The sequence below is a fragment of the Pseudomonas sp. NY15435 genome (genome assembly GCF_048068295.1).
Classification (GTDB): domain Bacteria; phylum Pseudomonadota; class Gammaproteobacteria; order Pseudomonadales; family Pseudomonadaceae; genus Pseudomonas.
On sequence record NZ_JBLUQA010000013.1, the window covers coordinates 152,230 to 171,742 of the forward strand.

Below are 19,513 nucleotides of genomic sequence, written 5' to 3' on the forward strand. Positions count from 1 at the left end.
CCCCGGTCAAGAAAGGGGACTAGGATACCGCAGATTGCAGCACCGTTAATGGCGCTCCAGCTCACGCAGGCGCTCCAGAATCTCCAGAACGACAAGACGCGGAGGCCGCTCGTCGGTTTCGATGATCACGTCGGCAATTTCGCGATAAAGCGGATCGCGCATCTGCATGAGATCACGAAGGATCTGGTCCGGATTGGGCTTCTGCAGCAACGGGCGATTCTTGTCACGCGCCGTGCGGGAAATCTGCTGCTCGACCGAGGCATGCAGGTAGATCACCTTGCCGCCATTCTTGAGGATGAGGCGATTGGCGTCGCGCATGACCGCGCCGCCGCCCGTGGCGATGACCATGCCCCCTTCATCGCACAGCTCGGCGAGCATCGCTTGCTCACGCTCACGGAAGCCAGCCTCGCCCTCGACATCGAATATCCAGGGGATGTTGGCTCCGCAGCGCTGCTCGATCTCTTTATCCGAATCTTTGAAGACGAGGTGAAGCTCTTTGGCGAGAAGACGCCCGATGGTGCTTTTACCAGCTCCCATCGGGCCTACCAGAATCAAATTGGACACGACATTGATCAACGGCCGACTGCAATGGCCTGATTATTCATGATCCGCGGGGTAAGGAAAACCAGCAGCTCGTTCTTGCTGTCGGTCACGTAGTCATTCTTGAACAGGCGGCCGATCATCGGCACGTCGCCCAGGAACGGCACCTTAGCCGTCGATTTGGTCTGGGTGTTGGAGAACACACCGCCGATCACGATGGTTTCGCCATCGTTGACCAGGACTTTCGCGTTCACCTCGTTCTTCTTGATCGGCGGTACGCCGTTCAGGGCGTTGGCGTAGTCCGGCTCATCCTTGTTGACCTTCACTTCCATGATGATGCGGTTGTCCGGAGTGATCTGCGGGGTCACTTCCAGGGACAGTGCCGCTTCCTTGAAGGACACCGAGGTCGCGCCGCTGGAGCTGGCTTCCTGGTAGGGAATCTCCGAACCTTTGAGGATCTTCGCGGTTTCCTTGTCGGAGGTGACAACCTTCGGCTGCGATACCACTTCACCGTTACCGGTTTTCTCCATGGCGTTGAGCTGGAGATCCAGGATGGTGTTGCTGGTGGTGAAGCCGATGCTGATCCCCGAGGTCGGAGTGGTATTCGAAGCGCCCAGGTCAACGAAGGTATTGCCGGTGCTGTTGGTGCCGCCGGACACATCGAAGTTGCCGTGGCCGGACAGCGAACCGCTCCAGTTCACACCCAGCTCCTTGGTGTAATCGACGTTGGCTTCGACGATGCGAGCCTCGATCATTACCTGACGAACCGGGATGTCCAGCTGCGCAACGATGCGGCGCAGTTCGTCCAGGCGATCCTGGGTCTGGTAGGCGATGATGCTGTTGGTGCGATCGTCCACGGTGATCGAACCGCGGTTCTCACCCTGGGCAGCAGCAGCCACGCCGGGTGCCGCCGCGCCGCCAGTGACGGAACTGAACAGCTTGGCGATATCCGCCGCCTTGGCGTAGTTCACCTGAATCAGCTCACGACGCAGGGGAGCCAGTTCGGAAATCTGCTTCTGCGCTTCCAGCTCCTGACGCTCGCGGGCCGCGATCTCGTCGGCCGGTGCGACCAGCAGGACGTTACCGACCTTGCGCTTGTCCAGGCCCTTGGTCTTGAGCACCAGGTCCAGCGCCTGGTCCCACGGCACGTTCTGCAGACGCAGGGTGATGTTGCCCTGAACAGTGTCCGAAGCCACCAGGTTCAGGTCGGTGAAGTCGGCGATCAGTTGCAGTACCGAGCGCACGTCGATGTCCTGGAAGTTCAGCGACAGCTTCTCACCGGTATAGGTGAAGCTGTCCTTCTTGCGCTTCTCGGCATCGTCCTGGGTCAGCGGTTTGATGCTGACAGTCATGCGGTTGTCGGTCTGATAGACGAGGTAGTCGTACAGCCCGGTTGGCTCGATGGTGATGCTGGCCTTGTCGCCGACGGCGGACGCGTTGACGAGCTGCACCGGAGTGGCGAAGTCCTTCACATCCAGGCGAACACGCAGGTTGTCCGGCAGTTGGGTACGCGGGAAGTCCAGGCGGATCTTGCCGCCCTGCTCCTGAATATCGGGACTCACGGTCGGATCGGACAGGTCGATCACGACGTTGCCCTCACCCTGCTCGCCACGCTGGAAGTCGATATTGCGGATGGCCTTGCCAGCCGGCACATAAGGCTTGGGCTGAGCGGGCTTGGCAACCGGCGCCGAGGACGGCGCAGCGGCAGCGTAGGAGCTGGAGGTCGCACCGGCGCCACCAACCACGACGTAGAGGTTAGAACCTTCCGCGCGGGTGGTGTAAGGCACCAGGGTACCCAAGTTGACGATGAGGCGAGTACGGTCCTTCGCCTCGACCACGGTCAGGCTGCGGGCATTGCCCACACCCAGCTCGCGGTTCTTGCTGCCCAGCTTGTTCTGCACGCCCGGCAGGTCCAGCGCGATGCGCGCAGGCTGCTCGATGGTATAGCCACGCGGCGCGGCCACCGGCTCGTCGAAGCCCAGCTTGAGCTCCACGCGGTCACCCGGCAGGGCCGCCACGTCGACACTCTGCAGGTTTGCAGCCAGCAGGGTCGGTGCAAATACGGCCGCGAGCACGGAAATGCCCAGGCGGGAAAGCTTTCTATTCATCGTCTGAATCCGTCGTGCAGACTGCTGTTTATTATCCATGTTCATCCCCGCCCTTAGGAGCGTTCCTTGAGAGTCAGGCTGCGCGGACGCTCCAGCCAGCCACCCTCACCATCAGGAACGATTTCAATCACGTCGATCTTGGCTTCGCTGATCGCAACGATCTTGCCGTCGTTGCGCCCAAGGTAGTCACCCACTCGCACCCGGTGCACCCCTCCTGCACCTTTCACGAGAGCGAACACCTGACTGTCCTTGGCCAGGGTGCCGACCATTTCGAAGGTCTCGATGTTGAAGCCTTCGAGGAACTGCTTGACCCGCGTCTCGTCGGGCTTGATGACCTTGTTGCCCTTCTGCTTCACCGCCAGGTCGATCTTCACCGGTGGCTGGAACGGGCTACGCAGGGACGAAGCGCTGTAAGTGAACGCCTCATAGGCCTGGAACTTGGGCAGCGGCTCGATGGTGCCTTTCGGGCGAGCGCGGACCTCATCCATATAGGCCTGCAGGTCGGCAAAATCGCCTCCCGAGCCACAACCGTTCAAGGACAGGAGCAGGAAACTGCAAATGATCAGGCGCCCCCTCATTTCTTCGCTCCCGTCTTCGCTGCAGCCGCCGGGCCAGTAGCCTTCACGCCCTTGTCGTTGTACCGGTAGGTCTTCGCCAGGATGCTCATGCGCAGCTTCGACGTGCTGTCCGCGCTGGCCGGCTTGATGTCGAAATCATGCAGCGTCACGATCCGCGGCAGGCTGGACACGCCACTGACGAAGGTCGCTAGGTCATGATAACCACCCACGACACTGATCTGGATCGGCAGCTCGATGTAGAACTGCTGCGCCGCTTCCGGCAGCAGCTTGATCTCTTCGAACTCCAGACCACTGCCCAGACCGGTGCGAGTGATGTCTTCGAGCAGACCCGGCACTTCGGTATCGCTCGGCAGCTGACGCAGCAGGGCGCCGAAGGACTCTTCCATCTCCTTCATCTGCACCTTGTAGGCTTCCAGGTTCGCCGCCTGGAAAGCCTTGGCGGAAAACTGCTGCTTGAGGGTCTGCTCTTCCTCGCGATTGCGGTCGAGCTGGTCCTGCAAGTCCTTCAGGTGGAAGTTGTAGCCAAGCGCCAGGACCACAGCCATCAGCAGAATGCAGGCGATGACCTTGACTGCCGCCGGCCAGGAACCAAGGTTGTTCAGGTCAAGATCGTTGATGTCGATCTTGCGCAAGCTCTCCAGAGAACTGGCCAGACTCATTTCTTGGCTCCTTGCGCGGTGCTCTTCTTGTCCTGATCTTCACTGCCGGGCTGGGTCTGCTGAACCGTCAACTGGAAGACATTCGCCTGATCCAGGGCACCCTGGGTGACCGCCTTGACTTCGGTCAGGTTCGGAGAAGTCAGCCACTCCGACGCATCCAGGTTCCGCATGAGGTTCGACACACGGTTGTTGGACTCGGCCGCCCCCGCAATGGCGATGGACTTCCCGGACATTTTCAACTCGGTGAAGAACACGCCATCGGGCAAGGTACGAACCAGTTGGTCAAAGACCCGGCCGATGATCGGACGGTTGCCCTGCAGGTCCTGAATGATCTTCATCCGCTCCAGCAGTTGCTGGCGGCGAGTCTTCAGCTCGCTGATCTCCTTGATGCGCGCGTCGAGTACGGCGATTTCCTTGCGCAGGAAATCGTTACGCGCGCCCTGGTTCTCGATGGCCGAATTGAAGTACTGGTCGCCCAGGAAGATCACGGCACCGGAAGCCAGCAGGACCGCGCCCAGAATCACCAGAAAGCGCTGCTTGCGTTCCTCGCGCAGCTGTTCCCGCCACGGCAATAGGTTGATGCGTGCCATCAGTCGAAACTCCTCATCGCCAGACCGCAGGCAATCATCAGCGCGGGCGCATCACTGGCCAGCGCACCGGCGTTGACCTTGCCGCTGAGCACCATGTCGGCGAACGGGTTGGCCACCAGGGTCGGAGTACCGATCTTCTGCTGGATCAGGCGATCCAGGTCGGGAATGGACGCAGTACCGCCCGCCAGCAGGATGTAGTCCACATCGTTGAACTGGCCGGCCGCGAAGAAGAACTGCAGCGAACGGGAAACCTGTTGAACCACGGCATCCTTGAACGGTTGCAGCACTTCGCTGTCGTAGTCATCCGGAAGACCGCCCTGCTTCTTGGCAAGACCGGCTTCCTCGACCGAGAGGCCATAGCGACGCTGGATTTCCTCGGTCAGCTGACGCCCGCCGAAGAGCTGTTCGCGCGTATAGATAGTGCGGCCATGGTGCAGGACGCTCAGCGTGGTCATGGTGGCGCCGATATCGACCACCGCAACTGTGAGCTCGTCGGCATTGCCGCCCAACTGGTCTCCCAGCAGACTGAAGGCTCGCTCCAGCGCGTAGGCTTCAACGTCGACGACCTTGGCCGTCAGGCCCGCGAGCGCCAGCGCAGCTTCGCGCACCTCGACGTTCTCCTTCCGGCAAGCGGCGAGAAGAACATCGACGCGATCCGCGTTGCGCGCGGACGTGCCCTGCACCTCGAAGTCGATCGCGACCTCTTCGAGGGGATAGGGGATGTACTGGTCGGCCTCGATCTTGAGCTGGTTTTCCAGTTCGTCGTCCGAGAGTCCGCCGTCCATCTCGATGGTTTTAGTGATGACCGCCGAGCCGGCAACCGCGACCGCAGACGTCTTCACTGCGGTCCGCGCCTTGGCGACCACACGTGACAACGCCTGGCCGACACCCTCCAGCTCAGCGATGTTCTTTTCTACCACTGCATTGGGCGGGAGCGGCTCGACAGCATAGGCCTCTACCTTGTAGCGGCCTCCAGAGCGGCTCAATTCGAGAAGTTTGACCGAAGTCGAACTGATGTCTATCCCCAGCAGCGTGTTCGCTTTCTTATTGAAGAGCCCTAGCACGACTGATTTCCTATCAGCATCCGAGACTTACGGACGATTTATGTTTTTCCACATTAGATACCAGACTTGACAGCTTCGCAAATGGCTCGCCAGCAAAAAAACTGCTTATAATGTGATCAGCTTTTCCCTTTTTACCGCGCCATCCGCTTAACTCTTTCTTTTCTCTGGAAATCCAAGACCTTCCGATGCGCCTGCTGAAGTTTCTGTGGTGGACTTGCGTCACCATTATTTGTGGAGTGCTGCTCAGTTTCAGCGGCGCCTATCTGTACCTCAGCCCGAACCTCCCTTCCGTGGAGGCCTTGCGCAACGTGCGGCTGCAGATGCCGCTGCGCGTGTACAGTGCTGATAACAAATTGATAGCAGAGTTTGGCGAGATGCGCCGAACGCCGATTCGATTTGCTGAAATCCCCCCGGATTTCACCCACGCACTGTTATCGGCTGAAGATGACAATTTCGCCAACCATTATGGCGTGGACGTCAAAAGCCTGATGCGTGCTGCCGCGCAATTATTGAAGACCGGACACATCCAGACCGGCGGCAGTACCATCACCATGCAGGTGGCGAAGAACTATTTCCTCACTAACGAGCGCAGTTTCTCGCGCAAGATCAACGAGATATTGCTCGCCCTGCAGATCGAGCGCTCGCTTACCAAGGATGAGATTCTCGAGCTGTACGTCAACAAGATCTACCTGGGCAACCGCGCCTACGGCGTCGAAGCCGCCGCCCAGGTTTATTACGGCAAGTCCATCAAGGACCTGAGCCTGGCGCAGATGGCGATGATCGCCGGCCTGCCCAAGGCGCCGTCGCGCTACAACCCGCTGGCCAACGCCGCACGCAGCCTGGAACGTCGCAACTGGATTCTCGAGCGCATGCTCAAGCTCGGCTTCATCGACCAGCCGCGCTATCAGGCCGCCATCCAGGAACCGGTTGGTGCGTCCTATCACGTCCAGACTCCGGAACTGGCAGCCCCGTACATCGCCGAGATGGCCCGCGCCGAACTGGTCGGCCGCTTCGGTGGCGATGCCTACACCGAGGGCTATCGCGTCTACACCACCGTGCGCAGCGACCTGCAGGAAGACGCCAATGCCGCTCTGCGCGAAGGCCTCCAGGATTACGACCAGCGCCACGGCTACCGCGGCCCCGAGACCCGCCTTCCTGGCAAGACCCGCGATGCCTGGCGCCAGGCCATCGCGCAGCAGCGCCCGCTGGGCGGGCTGGAACCGGCCATTGTCATCCAGGTCGAGAAGAGCGGCGCCATGGTCATGACCCGCGACGGCAAGGAAGAAGCCCTGAGCTGGGACGGCATGAAATGGGCCCGCCCGTACCTCAGCAACAACAGCATGGGCCGCATGCCCAGCCAGCCCAGCGACGTGGTGCAGGCCGGCGACGTGATTCGCGTGCAGCGCAAGGACGACGGTTCGTTGCGCCTGTCCCAGGTGCCGGCCGCACAAAGCGCCCTGGTATCGCTGAACCCGCAGGACGGCGCGATCATGGCGCTGGTGGGCGGCTTCTCCTTCGAGCAGAGCAACTACAACCGTGCCACTCAGGCCCGTCGCCAGCCCGGCTCCAGCTTCAAACCGTTCATCTACAGCTGCGCACTGGACAATGGCTTCACCGCCGCCTCGCTGATCAACGACGCCCCGGTGGTGTTCTACGACGAGTATCTGGACAAGGTCTGGCGCCCGAAGAATGACACCAATACCTTCCTCGGCCCGATCCCCATGCGCGAGGCGCTCTACAAGTCGCGCAACATGGTGTCGATCCGCATCCTGCAGGCGTTGGGCGTTGACCGCGCACGCAACTGCATCAGCAAGTTCGGCCTGAACAAGGACGACCTGCCGCCGAACCTGTCCATGGCCCTGGGCACCGCAACCCTGACCCCGATGGAGATCGCCAGCGCCTGGACCGTCTTCGCCAACGGAGGCTTCAAAGTCTCGCCCTACATCGTGCAGCGAATCGAAAGCCGAGACGGCCAGGTGCTGTACCAGGCCAACCCGCCGAGCATTCCGCAAAACGAAGAACAGGTGCCAGCGCAGCCGCAACCGGCTGCCACCGACGCATTCGGCAACGAGGACCCGAGCCAGGCCAAGACCACCATCGAGCCGGCCGCCGCCGAGCGCGTCATCGATGCGCGCACCGCGTACATTATGACCAGCATGCTGCAGGACGTGATCAAGCGCGGCACTGGCCGTCGCGCACTGGCACTCAAGCGTGACGACCTGGCGGGCAAGACCGGTACCACCAACGAATCGAAGGATGCCTGGTTCTCCGGCTTCAACGCCGACTTCATGACCACCGTCTGGGTGGGCTTCGACCAGCCGGAAAGCCTCGGCCGCGCCGAGTACGGCGGCAACGTCGCCCTGCCGATCTGGATGCGCTTCATGGGCGCAGCACTGAAAGACAAACCGTCGCACTTGCTGCCCGAGCCGCCCGGCCTGGTCAGCTTGCGCATCGACCCGGTCACCGGCCGCGCGGCGCCTCCAGGCACCCCGGGTGCATATTTCGAGCTGTTCAAGAACGAGGACACACCGCCCTCGATCAACGAACTGGCGCCCGGCAGCGCTCCCGGCAGCGGCATGCCGGCGGACGAAGAAGCGCCGATCGATCTGTTCTGATGAAAGGCCCCTCCCGGAGGGGCCTTCTCATTTGCGAGAATCCTTCCCACAAAATCATGGCATTTAGCCAAATCATTGATTAATCTGGGCTTTGCGGCGGCGAACAACCCCAGGCGACCGACCCCATCCGGCGCGTCAGGGGCTTCCCGCAGCAACTTCATCAGGAGCTTCGGATGCCCCGCCCCCTGCTTGGCTGGCTGTTCTGCCTGATCGCCCTTCTACTCGGCGCGCCCTTGCTGCGCTTGCTTGCACTGCCACGCTCACTCGAGCCGGCGCCAGACATCGTCTACCTGGACCAAGTGTTTACCGTGCTGATCGCCAGCGCGGGCCTGGCGGGGTTGTTCATCGCCTTCCTGCTGCGCCTCGCAGGGCGAGTCCTGGTGGCGCTGGTACTGCTCGTGCCGGCCATCATCCTTTGCGCGTGGCATCTGACCCACACCCATCTCGGCCCGGTTTCGCCCACGACGGAGCAATACGAGTGGCTGCTGGCGGGCCTGGCGGTCTATGCGCTGATATTGGCGGGTATCCACTGGCTGAACCAGGGCGAGCGAGGTCCGCGCAAGGCACTGCGCTACCTGGGGCTCGCCTTGCTGCTGCCGTGGTGCCTGGGGCTGTTCTACCTCGGACGCCTCTACTACTGAGGGAGGTCGCGCCAGGTCAGGTAGACGCGCAGGTCGAATTCCAACTGGTGATAGCCGGGCAGCATATGCTCGCAGAGCTGGTAGAAGGCCTTGCTGTGGTCGCGTTCTTTCAGATGCGCCAGCTCGTGAACGACGATCATCTGCAGGAATTCGGGGGCGGCATCCTTGAACAACGAGGCGACGCGGATTTCCTTCTTCGCCTTGAGCTTGCCGCCCTGTACGCGCGAGATCGCCGTGTTCAGGCCCAGCGCACGTTGCACCACATCCAGCTTGTTGTCGTAGAGCACCTTGTCCACCGCCGGCGCGGTGCGCATGAACTGCTGCTTGAGGTCCATGGCGTAGCTGTACAGTGCCTTGTCGCTCTGCACACCGTGACGACCAGGATAGCGGCGCTCCAGGTACTCGCCGAGGCGGTCCTGCTCGATGAGCTGACGCACCTGGTCCTGGAGTTGTGGCGGATAGGCTTGGAGATAGCGAAGCGGCTGCATGGGAAACGACTGGCGGAGGAAACAGCCGCCAGTCTACCGTATCCGCCAGTCACGCCAGCGTGCGCGTGCTGTAGGCCTCGGTTCGATAAGGCACCGCGATTTCGTCGCGCCCCTTGAGATCCGGATGACTGGCGATCAACTCGCGTAGCTGCTCGGCGACACGCTGCTTCTGCTCCTGCGGCAGCATGGCAATGAAGCTCACCGAGAGGATTCGCGCGACAATCACCTGCTCCGGCGGCCCCACGTGCTGGTAGCTGAACTCACGCAGGCGCAGCGGCTCGAAGCGCGCGCCAGAAAAGGCCTGACGCCACAGCCCGGTGTGGAAGCGCGGCGTGCTGCCTTCGTAGCGCTCGACGATACGGGCCATCTCGGCAACCCAATCCACCCGCTCATCGCGCACGTTCCAGACTAGACCCAGATGGCCGCCCGGCCGAAGGACGCGATGAATTTCATGCAGGGCACGCTCGTTGGCGAACCAGTGAAAAGCCTGGGCGCAGGTCAGCGCATCGACACTCTGCGCCACCAGCGGCATGGCCTGGGCGGTACCGTTGAGCACCTTGACCCCCGGCAGCTTCTCGCCCAGTTGCTCACGCATCGCCGCCACCGGTTCGATAGCAGTGACCTGCGCTCCCGAGCGCGCCAGCAGTGAAGTGAACTTTCCCGTACCCGCGCCAAGGTCGACAACTTCCTTGCCGGCGCCGATCTCCAGCGCCTCACCGAGCCAGCCCAGCAGTTCGTCCGGGTAGTCGGGACGCCCGTGGGCGTATGTCTTTGCCTCGCGGGCGTAGCCTTCCCGCGCACTGCCATGTACATCCGTCATCGTGCCTCCAGAGCCCATCCGGCCCGAGCACCAGCGCTCAGCGGAACCGGCAGGCCTTGCCGTCGTGATTGCTCTTGCCATCCAGATAGCTACGGTAGCAGCTGAGCAGGCGCGATTCCTTGATACGGCAGCGTTTCTGTCGGCATTCGCTGGAGAATTCGAAGCGGCCCCCGTCCGGATCGGCCAGCTCGATGCGGATCGCCGGCCAGCCTTGCTTCGGCGCTTTCGCCGGAGTGCTGAGCACACGATTGTCGTTTTCCACCAGGGCAGCGCCAGCCTCCGCGTAATCGAAGACGAACAGGAGGGTGCGCGAGGTCTTCAGCGTGCACTCCTGGTGAGTCAGGCAATTCTGCGCATCCACCGGCAACTCGACCGGCGGCTTCGCTGGTGGCGGGGATGGCTCCGCCGGATGCAGGGCACAGCCAGCCAGCAACATCAGCACTAGCGCGGGGAATACGGCACGCAACAGCGACATGCCTCGATCTCCTTGTGGCGGATACGAAAGAGCCCCGCAGGGCGGGGCTCTTCAACGCTTTAGTGCAAGGCCGGGATCAGTTGACCTTCGACACCAGCTCACCCTTGGCGTAACGCTGGAACATGCCTTCCAGGGAGATCGGCTTGATCTTCGAGGCATGACCGGCGGTGCCGAAGGCTTCGTAGCGAGCGATGCAGATATCACGCATGGCGACGATGGTCTTGGCGAAGAACTTGCGCGGGTCGAACTCGCTCGGCTGCTCGGCCATCATGCGGCGAATGGCACCGGTGGAAGCCAGGCGCAGGTCGGTGTCGATGTTGACCTTGCGCACGCCGTGCTTGATGCCTTCGACGATTTCCTCGACCGGCACGCCGTAGGTTTCCTTGATGTCACCGCCGAACTCGTTGATCACCTTCAGCCACTCTTGCGGCACCGAGGAGGAGCCGTGCATCACCAGGTGGGTGTTGGGGATGCGCTTGTGGATTTCCTTGATGCGCTCAATGGAAAGCACGTCGCCGGTCGGCGGCTTGGTGAACTTGTAGGCGCCGTGGCTGGTGCCGATGGCGATAGCCAGGGCGTCGACCTGGGTCTTCTTCACGAAGTCAGCGGCTTCTTCAGGGTCGGTCAGCAGTTGGCTGTGGTCCAGCACGCCTTCGGCGCCGACGCCGTCTTCCTCGCCGGCCATGCCGGTTTCCAGGGAGCCCAGGCAGCCCAGCTCACCTTCCACGGACACGCCGCAGGCGTGGGCAAAGGCAACGGTCTGCTGGGTGACGCGGACGTTGTACTCGTAGTCGGCCGGGGTCTTGCCGTCTTCCTTCAGCGAGCCGTCCATCATGACGGAGGAGAAGCCCAGCTGGATGGAGCGCTGGCAGACATCAGGGCTGGTGCCGTGGTCCTGGTGCATGCACACCGGGATGTGCGGGAATTCTTCGATGGCCGCGAGGATCAGGTGGCGCAGGAACGGCGCGCCGGCGTATTTGCGGGCACCGGCGGAGGCCTGCACGATCACCGGGGAATCGGTCTTGTCGGCCGCTTCCATGATGGCGCGCATCTGCTCGAGGTTGTTGACGTTGAAGGCCGGAACGCCGTAGCCGAACTCGGCGGCGTGGTCCAGCATTTGGCGCATGCTGATGAGTGCCATGGTTTTCGCTTCTCCAGAAGTCAGGCTCGGTTGCACGAGCCCCTTAACTACATGTTTGGAAGCCTGCCGCAGGGGCAGGCCGTGTTCAAGTCTTCCAGCACAGGCCGGACAATCGGCGCTCAGCGCGCCTTGCAACCGCGGCCGATCAGGTCGTTGCTCTCGACCCAGTAGACCAGGCCCTGGTCGCCTTTGATGCTCAAGCCGATCAGCCCGTCGCTATAGAAAGCGCCGGAGCCGCCGGGTTCCTCTTCCAGGTGATGCACCACGTCGTCCTCACCCAGCTTCAGGTCGACGACCGACTTGCTGGGATCAACGTAGCGCCACTGTACCTCGGCCTTGCTGTCGCAGACCCAGTGGTTCCAGCCACTCCCCGAAGCGGACTGGCCGCCTGTCGACTGGCTGGAGCAGCCCGCCACCAGCGAGAGCGCCAGGACCGGGACGAGATAACGCAGCATTGGGCGACTCTCCTTCGGACGGACGCACCGCCGGATATCCAATGCGCCAGATTGCCCGTCCCGCCGCAGGAACGCCAGTGTCGCCTACGCTCAGGCGCGGGCGACACTGTCAGATCGTGATCCCGACCACCGGGGCGCTGCCTCAGGGGCAATTCACCGGCTTCTGGTCAGGAGTCGGATCGCCGCTGCTCTGGCTTTCCACACGCTCGCGGTTCTGGTCAGAAGGCACCATGACCGCGGGCGGGCTCATCACTTCACAGGTACTGGGGGAACCACCGCCACCGGCGCATCCCCCCAGAACCAGGCAAAACGACAACAAGGGCGTGACAGCTCGCATGACCTTTCTCCTTGGCATCCGTACAAGGCTTGTGACCCAGGGATGCCGCAGAGGTTTGCTTTACTGTCGCCCGACAGACACCAGGATCAGGCCTTGGCGCGCTGCTCCAGCACTTCCACGGCCGGCAGGACCTTGCCCTCAACGAACTCGAGGAAGGCACCACCACCGGTGGAAATGTAGGAAATCTGCTCGCCGATGCCGTACTTGTCGATGGCGGCCAGGGTGTCACCACCGCCGGCGATGCTGAAGGCCGAGCCTTCGGCGATAGCCTTGGCCAGGGTCTTGGTGCCTTCACCGAACTGGTCGAACTCGAACACACCGACCGGACCGTTCCACAGGATGGTCTTGGAGGTCTTCAGCAGCTCGGCGAACTGGGCGGCGGTCTTCGGGCCGATGTCCAGGATCATGTCGTCGTCAGCCACGTCAGCGATGTCCTTGACGGTGGCGACGGCGGTCTCGGCGAACTCCTTGGCAACCACGACATCCACCGGCAGCGGTACGCTGACCTTGGCGGCGATAGCCTTGGCGGTGTCGACCAGATCAGCCTCGTACAGCGACTTGCCGACCTTGTGGCCCGCCGCGGCGAGGAAGGTGTTGGCGATGCCGCCGCCAACGATCAGTTGGTCGCAGATCAGCGCCAGGCTGTTCAGCACGTCGAGCTTGGTGGACACCTTGGAGCCGGCGACGATGGCAGCCATCGGGCGGGCCGGATTACCCAGGGCCTTGCCCAGGGCGTCCAGCTCGGCGGCCAGCAGCGGGCCGGCCGCGGCGACCTTGGCGAACTTGGCCACGCCGTGGGTGGAACCCTCAGCGCGGTGGGCGGTGCCGAAGGCATCCATGACAAATACGTCGCACAGGGCGGCGTATTGCTGGGCCAGTTCGTCGGCGTTCTTCTTCTCGCCCTTGTTGAAGCGCACGTTCTCGAACAGCACGACTTCACCGGCCTTCACTTCGACGCCGCCCAGGTAGTCCTTGACCAGCGGCACGGCGCGCCCCAGGGCCTTGGACAGGTAGTCGGCAACCGGCTGCAGGCTGTTCTCTTCGGAGAACTCACCTTCGGTCGGGCGGCCCAGGTGCGAGCAGACCATCACCGCCGCGCCCTTCTCCAGGGCCAGCTTGATGGTCGGCAGCGAGGCCAGGATGCGCGCGTCGCTCTTGACCACACCGTCCTTCACCGGAACGTTGAGGTCTTCGCGGATCAGCACGCGCTTACCTTGGAGGTCGAGGTCGGTCATCTTCAACACGGTCATGACAGTCAGTCCTGTTGGGGCTGTTTGATTAACGTTCGGTAGCGGCGACACGCAGGAAGTGTCCTGCGGTGTCGAGCATGCGGTTGGCGAAACCCCACTCGTTGTCGAACCAGGCCAGCACGTTCACCAGGCGGGGGCCGGAAACGCGGGTCTGGCTGCCATCGACGATGGCCGAGTGCGGGTCGTGATTGAAATCGCAGCTGGCGTGGGGCAGCTCGGTGTACGCCAGCAGGCCTTTCAGCGGGCCTTCGGTGGCGGCCTGGCGCAGCACGCGGTTGATCTCCTCGGCAGACGTATCGCGGGAGACCTGCAGCGTGATGTCCAGGGCCGAGACGTTTACCGTCGGCACCCGAATGGCTTTGGCCTGGATTCGCCCGGCGAGTTCCGGCAGCAGGCGCTCGATGCCGCGCGCCAGACCAGTGGACACCGGGATCACCGACTGGAAGGCCGAGCGCGTACGGCGCAGGTCTTCGTGGTGGTAGGCGTCGATCACCGGCTGGTCGTTCATCGCCGAGTGGATGGTGGTGATCGAGACGTACTCGATGCCCACCGCCTCGTTCAGCAGTTTGAGCAGCGGCACACTGCAATTGGTGGTGCAGGAGGCGTTGGAAACCAGCATCTCGGCGCCGGAAAGGCCCTGCTGGTTGATGCCAAAGACCACGGTGGCATCGATGTCCGCCTCGCTGGCCATCGGCTGGGAGAACAGCACCCGCGGCGCGCCGGCCGCGAGGAAGCGCTCCCCGTCGGCGCGAGTGTTGTAGACACCGGAGCATTCCAGCACCAGGTCGACGTCCAGGGCGCGCCAGTCGATGGCCTCGGGTTCGGCTTCGCGGAACACCTTCACGCAGTCGCCACCGACATGCAGGCAGCCGTCGGCGACGCTCACCTCGCCGGGGAAGCGGCCGTGGGTGGAGTCGAAGCAGGTCAGGTATTCCAGGCTGGCCAGGTCCGCCAGATCGTTCAGCGCGACGATGGAGAAATCAGCCTTGGCGCCGCGTTCGTGCAGGGCACGGAATACGCAGCGGCCGATCCGGCCGTAGCCATTGAGGGCAACTCGGTAAGGGCGCTTGGACATTGTTATCCCTTGGTGATCTTCATAGGAGCGGGCCTGCCCGTGAGTCGAGCGAAGCGGTTCGCGAGCAAGCTCGCTCCTACAATGAAGCCTCGTCAGGCTTCGAGCAGCTCGGCGGCAACTTCCAGCACGTTCTCGACGGTGAAGCCGAAGTGCTCGAACAGCGCCGGAGCCGGGGCCGATTCACCGAAGGTGGTCATGCCGATCACGCGGCCTTCCAGGCCCACGTACTTGTACCAGTAGTCGGCGTGTGCGGCTTCGATGGCGATGCGCGCGCCAACCTGTACCGGCAGCACGGCCTGCTTGTAGCCAGCATCCTGCTGGTCGAAGACGCTGGTGGACGGCATGGAGACCACGCGCACCTTGCGACCTTCGGCGCTGAGCTTGTCGAAGGCCTGGACGGCCAGACCGACTTCGGAGCCGGTGGCGATCAGGATCAGTTCCGGCTCGCCATCACAGTCCTTCAGCACGTAGGCGCCACGGGCCACGTCGGCCAGTTGGGCGGCGTCGCGCGGCTGGTGCGGCAGGTTCTGGCGGCTGAAGATCAGTGCCGACGGGCCGTCGGCGCGCTCGATGGCGTACTTCCAGGCCACCGCGGATTCCACGGCATCCGCCGGGCGCCAGGTGTCCAGGTTCGGGGTCAGGCGCAGGCTGGCCAGTTGTTCGATCGGCTGGTGGGTCGGGCCATCTTCGCCCAGACCGATGGAGTCGTGGGTGAACACGTACAGCACGCGCTGCTTCATCAGGGCGGACATGCGCACCGCGTTGCGGGCGTATTCCATGAAGATCAGGAAGGTCGCGCCGTAGGGGATGAAGCCACCGTGCAGGGCCACGCCGTTCATGATGGCGCTCATGCCGAACTCGCGCACACCGTAGAACAGGTAGTTGCCGTTGGCGTCATCGGCGCTCACGCCCTTGCAGCCTTTCCACAGGGTCAGGTTGGAACCGGCGAGGTCGGCGGAGCCGCCGAGCAATTCCGGCAGCAGCGGGCCGAAGGCATTCAGGGCATTCTGGCTGGCCTTGCGGCTGGCGATGGTCTCGCCTTTCAGCGCGACGTCGGCGACGTAGGCAGCGGCCTTCTCGGCGAAGTCGGCCGGCAGTTCACCGGCAACACGGCGCTCGAACTCGGCGGCCAGTTCCGGATGCGCGGCCTGGTAGGCGGCGAAGCGCTTGTTCCACTCGGCTTCGCGGGTGGCGCCGTTGTCCTTCGCGCTCCACTCGGCGTAGATGTCCGCCGGGATTTCGAACGGAGCGTGGTTCCAGCCCAGCGCGGCGCGGGTGGCGGCCACTTCGTCGACGCCCAGCGCGGCGCCGTGGCTTTCTTCCTTGCCCTGTTTGTTGGGCGAGCCGAAGCCGATGATGGTCTTGCAGCAGATCAGGGTCGGCGCGTCGCTCTTGCGGGCGGTGTCGATGGCGGTCTTGATCTCGTCGGCGTCATGACCGTCGACGTTGCGGATCACCTGCCAGCCGTACGCTTCGAAACGTTTCGGGGTGTCGTCGGTGAACCAGCCGTGGACTTCGCCATCGATGGAGATGCCGTTGTCGTCGTAGAAGGCGATCAGCTTGTTCAGGCGCAGGGTGCCGGCCAGCGAGGCGACTTCATGGGAGATGCCCTCCATCATGCAGCCGTCGCCCAGGAAGGCGTAGGTGTAGTGGTCGACGATGCTGTGGCCGTCGCGGTTGAACTGCGCAGCCAGCACCTTCTCGGCCAGCGCCATGCCCACGGCGTTGGCAATGCCCTGGCCCAGCGGGCCGGTGGTGGTCTCGACGCCGGCGGTGTAGCCGTACTCCGGGTGGCCCGGGGTGCGCGAGTGCATCTGGCGGAAGTTCTTCAGGTCATCGACGGTGACGTCGTAGCCGGTGAGGTGCAGCAGCGAGTAGATCAGCATCGAGCCGTGGCCGTTGGACAGCACGAAGCGGTCGCGGTCGGCCCACTGCGGGTTGCTCGGGTTGTGCTTGAGGTAGTCGCGCCAGAGGACTTCGGCGATATCCGCCATGCCCATGGGGGCGCCAGGATGGCCGCTGTTGGCTTTCTGCACGGCATCCATGCTCAGTGCGCGGATGGCGTTGGCTCGCTCACGACGGCTGGGCATCGCTGAATCTCCTGCGGGGGCTGCTTCGAAAGATCGAAGGGAATGAAAAAAGGCCGGTATTTTCGCCCAGCCTGGCCCTGCGGGGCAATGACAGATCGGCAGATGCCTGATGCAAGGCACGCGCTTGGGTGGTGCAACTGGTCAAAAACCGCTCATCAGCCAATATCAAAACTTTTTGATACAGCTATTGATCGCCCTGAAAGCCGCGACTAGACTGCCCGACCTATGAGCCTGCGCCTGCCCGAAATCCGCCACGACGATTGCGACCAGCTGGCTGCCCTGTGCAAGGCCGGCGGCGATCCGCTGCGGCTGAACGTACTGCGGGTGCTGGCCAACGATTCGTTCGGCGTGCTGGAGTTGGCGCATATCTTCGGCGTGCGCCAGTCGGGCATGAGTCACCACCTCAAGGTGCTGGCCCAGGCCGGCCTGGTCGCTACGCGCCGCGAAGGCAACGCGATCTTCTATCGCCGCGCCCTGCCCCAGAGCGAAAGCCTGGGTGGCACGCTGCACGGGGCGTTGCTCGAAGAGGTCGACGAGCTGGCGCTGGCCGATGACGTCAGCGCCCGCATCGATGGCGTGCATGCCCAGCGTGCCGCCGTGAGCCGCGACTACTTCGCCCGCAGTGCGGAGAAGTTCCAGGCGACCCAGGACCTGATCGCAGGACTGCCGCAATACCGCGAAAGCGTGCTGGCGCTGCTCGATGCACTGAGCTTCGCCCCCGGTGCCACGGCGCTGGAAGTCGGCCCCGGCGACGGTGGTTTCCTCCCCGAGCTGGCCCGACGTTTCGATCAGGTCACGGCGCTGGACAACAGCGAGACCATGCTCGACATGGCGCGGCAACGTTGCGCCAGCGAAGGCTTGAACAATGTCCGGCTGCGGCTGGGCGACGCCCTGCAGGATGTCGGAGACGCGGCGGACTGCGTGGTATTGAACATGGTGCTGCACCACTTCGCCGCACCAGCGGAGGCCGTGAAGCAGCTGGCGCACCTGGTGAAACCCGGTGGCAGCCTGCTGGTGACCGAACTCTGCAGCCACGACCAGAGCTGGGCCCGCGAGGCCTGCGGCGATCTGTGGCTGGGTTTCGAACAGGAAGACCTGGCCCGCTGGGCCGACGCCGCCGGGCTCGCGTCCGGCGAAAGTGTGTACATCGGTTTACGTAATGGCTTTCAGATCCAGGTGCGGCACTTCGCCAAGCCGGATTCGCGAAGCGTCCTCACCCACCGGTAAATGATAGGAACCGTTAGATGAGCGAATACTCTGTTTTCACCTCTGAGTCCGTCTCCGAAGGCCATCCCGACAAGATCGCGGACCAGATCTCCGATGCGGTGCTCGACGCCATCATCGCCAAGGACAAATACGCCCGCGTGGCCTGCGAAACCCTGGTGAAGACCGGTGTCGCAATCATCGCCGGTGAAGTCACCACCTCCGCCTGGGTCGACCTGGAAGAGCTGGTGCGCAAGGTCATCATCGACATCGGCTATAACAGCTCCGACGTCGGCTTCGACGGCGCCACATGCGGCGTGCTGAACATCATCGGCAAGCAGTCGGTGGACATCAACCAGGGTGTCGACCGCGCCAAGCCGGAAGACCAGGGCGCTGGCGACCAGGGCCTGATGTTCGGCTACGCCAGCAACGAAACCGACGTGCTGATGCCCGCGCCGATCTGCTTCTCCCACCGTCTGGTGGAGCGCCAGGCCGAGGCCCGCAAGTCCGGCCTGCTGCCGTGGCTGCGCCCGGACGCCAAGTCCCAGGTTACCTGCCGCTACGAGAACGGCAAGGTCGTCGGCATCGACGCCATCGTTCTGTCCACCCAGCACAACCCGGAAGTCAGCTACAAGGACCTGCGCGAAGGCGTGATGGAGCTGATCATCAAGCAGGTGCTGCCGGCCGAACTGCTGCACAAGGACACCCAGTTCCACATCAACCCGACCGGCAACTTCGTCATCGGTGGCCCGGTGGGCGACTGCGGCCTGACCGGCCGCAAGATCATTGTCGACTCCTACGGCGGCATGGCCCGTCACGGCGGCGGCGCGTTCTCCGGCAAGGACCCGTCCAAGGTCGACCGTTCCGCTGCCTACGCCGGCCGCTACGTCGCCAAGAACATCGTTGCCGCCGGCCTGGCCGAGCGTTGCGAGATCCAGGTGTCCTACGCCATCGGCGTGGCCCAGCCGACCTCCATCTCGATCAACACCTTTGGCACCGGCAAGATCAGCGATGACAAGATCATCCAGCTGGTCCGCGAGCACTTCGACCTGCGTCCGTACGCGATCACCAAGATGCTCGACCTGCTGCACCCGATGTACCAGCCGACCGCGGCCTACGGCCACTTCGGTCGCAACCCGTTCGAAATGACCTACGACGGTGACACCTTCACCGCCTTCACCTGGGAGCGCACCGACAAGGCCGCCGCCCTGCGTGACGCCGCCGGCCTGTAAGACCGGCAGTAGGAAAAAGCCCCGCCTCGGCGGGGCTTTTTCATTTCCGGAGGCTTTTGTAGGAGCGAGCTTGCTGGCGAACAGATTCGGCACCGGAGCTGAAAGGCTCGCGAGCAAGCTCGCTCCTACAGGCCGATGCTCCCGAAACGGCG

General features: G+C 63.2%; 18 protein-coding genes. 4 read left to right on the plus strand and 14 right to left on the minus strand.

Annotated features, from left to right (window positions below):
- Positions 1-45: 45 nt before the first annotated feature.
- From aroK to ACNFH5_RS25765, 6 genes are read right to left on the minus strand one after another with little or no spacing between them, the layout of a single operon-like run.
- The gene (aroK, locus tag ACNFH5_RS25740) at positions 46-564 is read right to left on the minus strand and encodes a shikimate kinase AroK (RefSeq protein WP_416750956.1); all 519 of its coding nucleotides are present in this window, start codon (positions 562-564) and stop codon (positions 46-48) included.
- Positions 565-572: 8 nt separating this feature from the next.
- Positions 573-2,648, minus strand: a complete 2,076-nt coding sequence (gene pilQ / locus ACNFH5_RS25745; protein WP_416750958.1) for a type IV pilus secretin PilQ — start codon at positions 2,646-2,648, stop codon at positions 573-575.
- Positions 2,649-2,701: 53 nt separating this feature from the next.
- Entirely contained in the window at positions 2,702-3,226 is a 525-nt protein-coding gene (gene pilP, locus ACNFH5_RS25750) for a type 4a pilus biogenesis lipoprotein PilP (RefSeq protein ID WP_416750960.1), read from the minus strand.
- Positions 3,223-3,885 (minus strand): type 4a pilus biogenesis protein PilO, encoded by a 663-nt coding sequence (gene pilO / locus ACNFH5_RS25755; RefSeq protein ID WP_416750962.1) that lies wholly within the window; start codon positions 3,883-3,885, stop codon positions 3,223-3,225. The genes pilP and pilO overlap by 4 nt, the downstream gene beginning before the upstream one ends.
- Complete coding sequence (pilN, locus tag ACNFH5_RS25760) at positions 3,882-4,475, minus strand: type 4a pilus biogenesis protein PilN (RefSeq protein ID WP_416750964.1); 594 nt, start codon at positions 4,473-4,475, stop codon at positions 3,882-3,884. Before pilN ends, pilO begins: the two co-directional genes overlap by 4 nt.
- Positions 4,475-5,539, minus strand: coding sequence for a pilus assembly protein PilM (locus ACNFH5_RS25765; RefSeq protein WP_017520515.1), 1,065 nt, complete (start codon positions 5,537-5,539; stop codon positions 4,475-4,477). The genes pilN and ACNFH5_RS25765 overlap by 1 nt, the downstream gene beginning before the upstream one ends.
- Before the next feature lie 185 nt (positions 5,540-5,724).
- Here ACNFH5_RS25765 and ACNFH5_RS25770 point away from each other — a divergent pair, with 185 nt between their 5' ends.
- The gene (locus ACNFH5_RS25770) at positions 5,725-8,154 is read left to right on the plus strand and encodes a penicillin-binding protein 1A (protein ID WP_416750966.1); all 2,430 of its coding nucleotides are present in this window, start codon (positions 5,725-5,727) and stop codon (positions 8,152-8,154) included.
- 173 nt (positions 8,155-8,327) lie between these two features.
- Entirely contained in the window at positions 8,328-8,795 is a 468-nt protein-coding gene (locus ACNFH5_RS25775) for a hypothetical protein (RefSeq protein ID WP_416750969.1), read from the plus strand.
- Here the strand turns inward: ACNFH5_RS25775 and ACNFH5_RS25780 are convergent.
- The 8 genes from ACNFH5_RS25780 to tkt form a co-directional block, all read right to left on the minus strand.
- Positions 8,789-9,283 (minus strand): YgjP-like metallopeptidase domain-containing protein, encoded by a 495-nt coding sequence (locus tag ACNFH5_RS25780; RefSeq protein WP_416750971.1) that lies wholly within the window; start codon positions 9,281-9,283, stop codon positions 8,789-8,791. The two genes, ACNFH5_RS25775 and ACNFH5_RS25780, sit on opposite strands and share 7 nt — an antisense overlap.
- 49 nt (positions 9,284-9,332) lie before the next feature.
- Positions 9,333-10,103 (minus strand): class I SAM-dependent methyltransferase, encoded by a 771-nt coding sequence (locus ACNFH5_RS25785; protein WP_169935933.1) that lies wholly within the window; start codon positions 10,101-10,103, stop codon positions 9,333-9,335.
- A 37-nt stretch (positions 10,104-10,140) separates the two neighbouring features.
- The gene (locus ACNFH5_RS25790; RefSeq protein ID WP_416750974.1) at positions 10,141-10,578 is read right to left on the minus strand and encodes a hypothetical protein; all 438 of its coding nucleotides are present in this window, start codon (positions 10,576-10,578) and stop codon (positions 10,141-10,143) included.
- A 76-nt stretch (positions 10,579-10,654) separates the two neighbouring features.
- A complete protein-coding gene (fba, locus tag ACNFH5_RS25795; protein WP_024764154.1) occupies positions 10,655-11,719 on the minus strand; it encodes a class II fructose-bisphosphate aldolase in 1,065 nt (354 codons plus the stop codon).
- Positions 11,720-11,838: 119 nt separating this feature from the next.
- Positions 11,839-12,174: an MliC family protein gene (locus tag ACNFH5_RS25800; RefSeq protein ID WP_416750976.1), complete on the minus strand. Its 336-nt coding sequence runs from the start codon at positions 12,172-12,174 to the stop codon at positions 11,839-11,841.
- A 423-nt stretch (positions 12,175-12,597) separates the two neighbouring features.
- On the minus strand, positions 12,598-13,761 hold the full coding sequence (locus ACNFH5_RS25805; protein ID WP_416750978.1) for a phosphoglycerate kinase: 1,164 nt from the start codon (positions 13,759-13,761) through the stop codon (positions 12,598-12,600).
- Between the two features lie 28 nt (positions 13,762-13,789).
- Positions 13,790-14,836 carry an erythrose-4-phosphate dehydrogenase gene (gene epd, locus ACNFH5_RS25810; protein ID WP_416750980.1) on the minus strand — a complete coding sequence of 349 codons (1,047 nt, stop codon included), beginning with the start codon at positions 14,834-14,836 and terminating at the stop codon, positions 13,790-13,792.
- 92 nt (positions 14,837-14,928) lie between these two features.
- The gene (gene tkt / locus ACNFH5_RS25815) at positions 14,929-16,926 is read right to left on the minus strand and encodes a transketolase (protein WP_416750982.1); all 1,998 of its coding nucleotides are present in this window, start codon (positions 16,924-16,926) and stop codon (positions 14,929-14,931) included.
- A gap of 225 nt (positions 16,927-17,151) precedes the next feature.
- Here tkt and ACNFH5_RS25820 point away from each other — a divergent pair, with 225 nt between their 5' ends.
- On the plus strand, positions 17,152-18,153 hold the full coding sequence (locus ACNFH5_RS25820) for an ArsR/SmtB family transcription factor (RefSeq protein WP_416750984.1): 1,002 nt from the start codon (positions 17,152-17,154) through the stop codon (positions 18,151-18,153).
- Between the two features lie 17 nt (positions 18,154-18,170).
- Positions 18,171-19,361 carry a methionine adenosyltransferase gene (gene metK / locus ACNFH5_RS25825; RefSeq protein WP_416750986.1) on the plus strand — a complete coding sequence of 397 codons (1,191 nt, stop codon included), beginning with the start codon at positions 18,171-18,173 and terminating at the stop codon, positions 19,359-19,361.
- Positions 19,362-19,513 lie beyond the last annotated feature (152 nt).